This window comes from Gemmata sp. (assembly GCF_051859125.1).
GTDB lineage: Bacteria > Planctomycetota > Planctomycetia > Gemmatales > Gemmataceae > Gemmata.
In genome coordinates, this window is the sequence record NZ_JBHYGG010000106.1 from 7,237 (window position 1) to 12,139 (window position 4,903).

The 4,903-nt window shown below is 71.7% G+C and carries 4 protein-coding genes; 2 read left to right on the forward strand and 2 right to left on the reverse strand.

Annotated features, from left to right (window positions below; all coding sequences use genetic code 11):
* Nucleotides 1-106 precede the first annotated feature (106 nt).
* Nucleotides 107-2,128, reverse strand: coding sequence for a preprotein translocase subunit SecA (locus ACTIGN_RS11320; RefSeq protein ID WP_439623839.1), 2,022 nt, complete (start codon nt 2,126-2,128; stop codon nt 107-109).
* 240 nt (nt 2,129-2,368) lie between these two features.
* Complete coding sequence (locus ACTIGN_RS11325) at nt 2,369-3,385, reverse strand: type I phosphomannose isomerase catalytic subunit (RefSeq protein ID WP_439623841.1); 1,017 nt, start codon at nt 3,383-3,385, stop codon at nt 2,369-2,371.
* A 285-nt stretch (nt 3,386-3,670) separates the two neighbouring features.
* Here ACTIGN_RS11325 and ACTIGN_RS11330 point away from each other — a divergent pair, with 285 nt between their 5' ends.
* Nucleotides 3,671-4,231, forward strand: a complete 561-nt coding sequence (locus ACTIGN_RS11330; RefSeq protein ID WP_439623842.1) for a Uma2 family endonuclease — start codon at nt 3,671-3,673, stop codon at nt 4,229-4,231.
* A gap of 12 nt (nt 4,232-4,243) precedes the next feature.
* Nucleotides 4,244-4,843 (forward strand): Uma2 family endonuclease, encoded by a 600-nt coding sequence (locus ACTIGN_RS11335; protein ID WP_439623844.1) that lies wholly within the window; start codon nt 4,244-4,246, stop codon nt 4,841-4,843.
* Nucleotides 4,844-4,903 lie beyond the last annotated feature (60 nt).

The window sequence follows — 4,903 nt, forward strand, 5'->3', positions numbered from 1 at the left end:
GCCATGCGGACCCCGGTGGGCCCCCGGGGGGGGGCCCACCACCCCCTCGCTGGCCCTCAGGGGTCGCCCGAGATTTACTCCCCTCGGCCCGCGCCCCCGTCCCGGCTCAATCGACGTACGGGTCGGCCCCGATGTCCTTGAGCATCTCCTGGCGGTGCTTGTCGTGGTTCTTGAGGTCGAGCCGCTGGCGGTAGTGCCGCCGCTCGATCTTCGTCTGGGCGATGCGGAACAGCGGGGCGTAGGCGTTCCAGTTCCGGTCCCCGCCGCGGCGGCCGAACTCGCGCAGCTCGGCGTACCGGGCGGTGCCGAGCCCTTCGAGGAGCTGGTCCTCCAGCGAGAGGAAGAACTGCGCACTGCCCGGGTCGCCCTGGCGGCCGGCCCGGCCGATGAGCTGGCGGTCCACGCGCTCGGCCTCGTGCCGCTCGGTGCCGATGACGTGGAGCCCGCCGGCCTCGGCGACCCCCGGCCCGAGCTTGATGTCGGTCCCGCGGCCGGCCATGTTCGTCGCCACGGTCACCGCGCCGGGCTGCCCGGCCTGCGACACGACGTCGGCCTCGCGCTCGGTCTGCTCGGCGTTGAGCACCTGGTGCGTGACCCCGCCGGCGGTGAGCTTCGCCGACAGCTTCTTGCTCGCGTCGACGGTCCGGGTGCCGATCAGCACCGGGCGGCCGGACACGAGCATCTCGCGGGTCCGGGCGACCACCGCGTCGAACTTCGCGTCCTCGGTCGGGAGCACCTGGTCGGGCAGCACGACCCGCTTCGGGGGCCGGTTCGTGGGCACGTGCGTGGTCCACAGCCGGTACACCTTCCGGAGCTCCCAGAAGTTCGGCATCAGGGTGCCGCTCATCCCCCCGAGCTTGGCGTACAGCCGGTAGAAGTTCTGGAACGTGATCTGGGCCGCGTGCTCGCTGGGCATGTTGATCGGCACGCCCTCCTTGGCCTCGACGGCCTGGTGCAGCCCGTCCCGCCAGTGCCGGTCGGGCATCGGGCGGCCAGTGCCCTCCTCGATGATGACGATCTTCTTCTCGCCGCTGATGATGTACTGCTGGTCCCGGATGAACCGGTAGTGGGCCTGGAGCGCCCGCTCGACCGACTCGAGGATCTTGTCCATCGCCTTGGCGTGCTTGCCGGTCGGCGGGTCCGAGTACCGGACCTCCTTGCGGCCCGCATCGGTCAGCTCGAGCTTCTCCTTCTTGGCGTCGAACGTGAAGTGCTCGCCGCGGACCATGGTGCGGGCGACCCGGTCGGCCCAGTCGTAGATGAGCCGCTCGTCGGGCTCGGCGAGCCGGGTCGGGTTGGCGATGATGAGCGGGGTCTTGGCCTCGTCGATGAAGATGCTGTCGGCCTCGTCCACGATCGCGTAGTGCAGCGGCCGCTGGACCCGCGGGTCGAGCTTGGCGGCCCCCGCGCCGGGGAGCCACGGGGTCCAGAACGGGGTGGCCAGCGACTGGCCGCCGCGGACCTTCAACCGGTCCCGGAGGAAGTCGAACCCGAACTCGGCCGCGGTGCCGTAGGTCACGTCCTTGCGGTACGCCTCGATGCGGGCCGCGTCCTCCATCTTCTGGAACAGGCACCCGACGCTCATGCCGAGCTTGGTGTACACCGGCCCGATCCACTCGGCGTCGCGCTGGGCCAGGTAGTCGTTCACCGTGGTGACGTGGACCCCCTTGCCGACGAGCGCGTTCAGGTACGTCGGGAGCGACGCGGTGACCGTCTTGCCCTCGCCGGTCGCCAGTTCGCACAGGCCGCCGAAGTGGATCACCGCGCCGCCGGCCAGTTGCACGTCGAACGGGCGGATGCCGAGCACCCGCTGGATGGCGACGCTGACGAGCCCGAACGCCTCGGGGAGCAGCGCGTCGAGGTCCGCCTTGCCCCGGGCCCGGCCCCGCAGTTCCATGCTCTTGGCGAGCATCTCGTCGTCGGTGATGTTGAGGAACTGGTCCTCCCAGTGCCGGGTCCGGGGGATGTGCAGCGCGGCCCGCGACAGCCGCCGCCGCCACGGCACCCCGACCCGGGCGCGGACGGCGTTCCGCGCCCACGGGCCGAGCCGGCCGGGCACGTTCTCGATCTTGCGGACCGGGTGCGCGACCCCTTCGGCGGGCGGCAGCGACGGCGCGGCGGTGCTCATGCGGGAACCTCCTACCCAGAAGAATAAGGGACGGAGGGTGCGGGATGAATGGCAGATCGGGGATTGAGGAGCAGAAGCCGGGCCGCGGGATCGGGGCCGCATCACGGCGGAAGTCTGCCGGGCGAACCCTGAGCGCCAGCGAGGGGGTGCGCTTACCCCCTCGCTGGCGCTCAGGGTTCGCCTGAATCAATCGCGGCTCGCTTCTCTGAGTTACCCGTGCGCCGTCGCCGTTCCGTCCCTTCAGGCGGCCCGCTCGCTGGCGGCGGGGGCGTGCGGGATGCCGCACTCCATGACGGTGAGGTCCCCCTCGGGCCGGCACACGGCGACCCCCACCTCGGCGGGCAGCAGCACCGTGTCGCCGGTGCGGAGCGGGGTGCGGCGGCCGCGCCACTCGATTGCGCCCGAGCCGCCCACGCACACGACCGCCCGGCACTCGCCCCGCGCCCCGACGCGGAACGGCATCCGGGCCGTGAGCCGCGACAGCGTGAAGTACCGGCACGCCACGAGGTCCTCGCGGCGGACGCCGTCGGCCTCGGTCACCTGCGGGCGGACCGGGTGGCACGGCCCGCGGCCGAAGTCCGACACGGCCAGTGCCTCCTCGACGTGCAACTGCCGCGGCTTGCCGGTGTGCGCGTCGACCCGGTCCCAGTCGTACAGCCGGTAGGTGATGTCGGACGTCTGCTGCACCTCGAAGATGAGCAGGTTCGCGCCGATGGCGTGGACGGTCCCCGCTTCGAGGAACAAACAGTCGCCGGGCCGCGGGGCGAAGCTGTGGAGCGTGTTCGGGGTGGTCCGGTCGCGCAGCGCCTTGCGGAAGCAGTCGGCCGAGGTGCCGTGCGAGAACCCGGCGTAGAGCTTGCTCGTGCGGGCGCACGCGTCGAGGACGACCCACGCCTCGGTCTTGCCGAACATCCCCGGGCCGAGCTTCTCCGCCTGCTCGTCGTTGGGGTGGACCTGGACCGAGAGCTCCTGGCGGGCGTCGATGAACTTCAGGAGCAGCGGGAACTTCCCCTGCGGGGCCGGGGCGCGGCCGAGGACGCGGGCCGGGTCGGGCCTCAGCACGTCGCGGAGCGTGGCCCCGGCGAGCGGCCCGTCGGCGACGCGGCTCACGCTCCCCTCGACGTCGCTGACGACCCACGCCTCGCCGATGGCGTCGTCGTTCGGCGGCGCGACCCGCAGGAACCCGGGCAGGCGCTGCCCGCCCCACAGGTTGTGCTTGAGGATCGGCTCGAATCGCAGCGGGTAAAGGGGCGTCATGCGCGGCTCCAAAAGGCACGCAAGCATAACTCGCAGCCTCGTCGCATTCTACCCGAGTTCCGCGGCCGGTGCGACCCCGTGGATTCGGGCGGGCGGGGTACGTAAGTCCCCCGGTAGAACCGCGATTCTCACCTCCCGGGGGACTCACGTACCCCGCCCGCCAAGACGACCAGGATCAACCGGGACACCCCCGCGGCCGGTGCGACCCGCGGTGGTGGCGGGGCCGGCGGCGCGGTACACTCCGCACCGGGACGCCGGGACGCGGCGACCGACGGGAGGCGACCCATGAACCCGACCGCGACGGCCCCCCTGTTGACCGGGGACGAGTTCCTCCGGCTCCACGGCGACGACAAGCGGGTGGAACTCGTCGACGGGCAACTCGTGAGGCACCCCATGCCGGGAATGGAGCACGGCGTCGTGTGCAGCACGGCGAACTTCCTCGTCTCGGCGTTCGTGCGGGCGCACCGCCTCGGCTGGGTGGTGGGGAACGATAGCTTCATCCGCACCCGGTCGTCGCCCGACCGGTACCGCGGGGCCGACGTGTGCTTCGTGAGCTACGCGAAGCTGCCGAAGGAGCGCGGCGCCCCGAAGGGGCCGCTCCCCGTCGCACCGGACCTGGTGATCGAGGTGCGCTCGCCCTCGGACCGCATCGGGGACATGACCGACAAGGCGATCGAGTACGTCAAGGCCGGGGTGACGGTCGCGATCGTGCTCGACCCGGACACCGAGTCCCTGGCCGTCTTCCGGGCCGACGAGTTTCCGGTCAGAATGCACAACGGCGACGAACTCACGCTCCCCGACGTGCTCCCGGGGTTCGCGGTGCAGGTGAAGGACTTCTTCGGCTGATAAGGGGACGCGATGACTCCCGCGACGACGCCCGCGACGCCCGCACCGGCCCCGGCCCCGCCCGGCGGCCCCGCGGCGCTCACCCTCGACGGGTTCCTCGACCGGTACGCGGGGGCGTACGTCGAGGTCATCGACGGCGTGGTCCAGGAGATCCCGATGCCCCAGCCCCGCCACGGCGCGATCTGCCTCAACACCGCCATCTACGTCGGGGGCTTCATCAAGCAGAATGGGCTGGGCGTGGTCTGCTCGAACGACACGTTCGTGGTGATCCGCCGCGACCCGCTCCGGGTCCGCGGGGCGGACGTGGTGTACTGGAGCAAGGCGAACGCCCCGGACGGCGTCCCGGCGGCGGGGATGATCACCGCCGCGCCGGACCTGTGCGTCGAGGTCGTGTCGCCGACGAACACCTGGACCGAGGTGTTCACGAAGGTGGGCGAGTACCTGGGCATCGGCGTGCCGGCCGTGCTCGTGCTCGACCCCGACACCCTCACCGCCTCGGTCTACCGCGACCGCACGGGAACGCCGCAACAGGTCTTCAACCGCGACGACACGCTCACCCTCCCCGACGTGCTCCCGGGGTTCGCGGTGCAGGTGAAGAAGTTCTTCGAGTAGCGGGTGGGGCCGACCGCCAGAGACGGTGGCGTGTTGTGGCAAGGCGTCGGATCGGCCGCG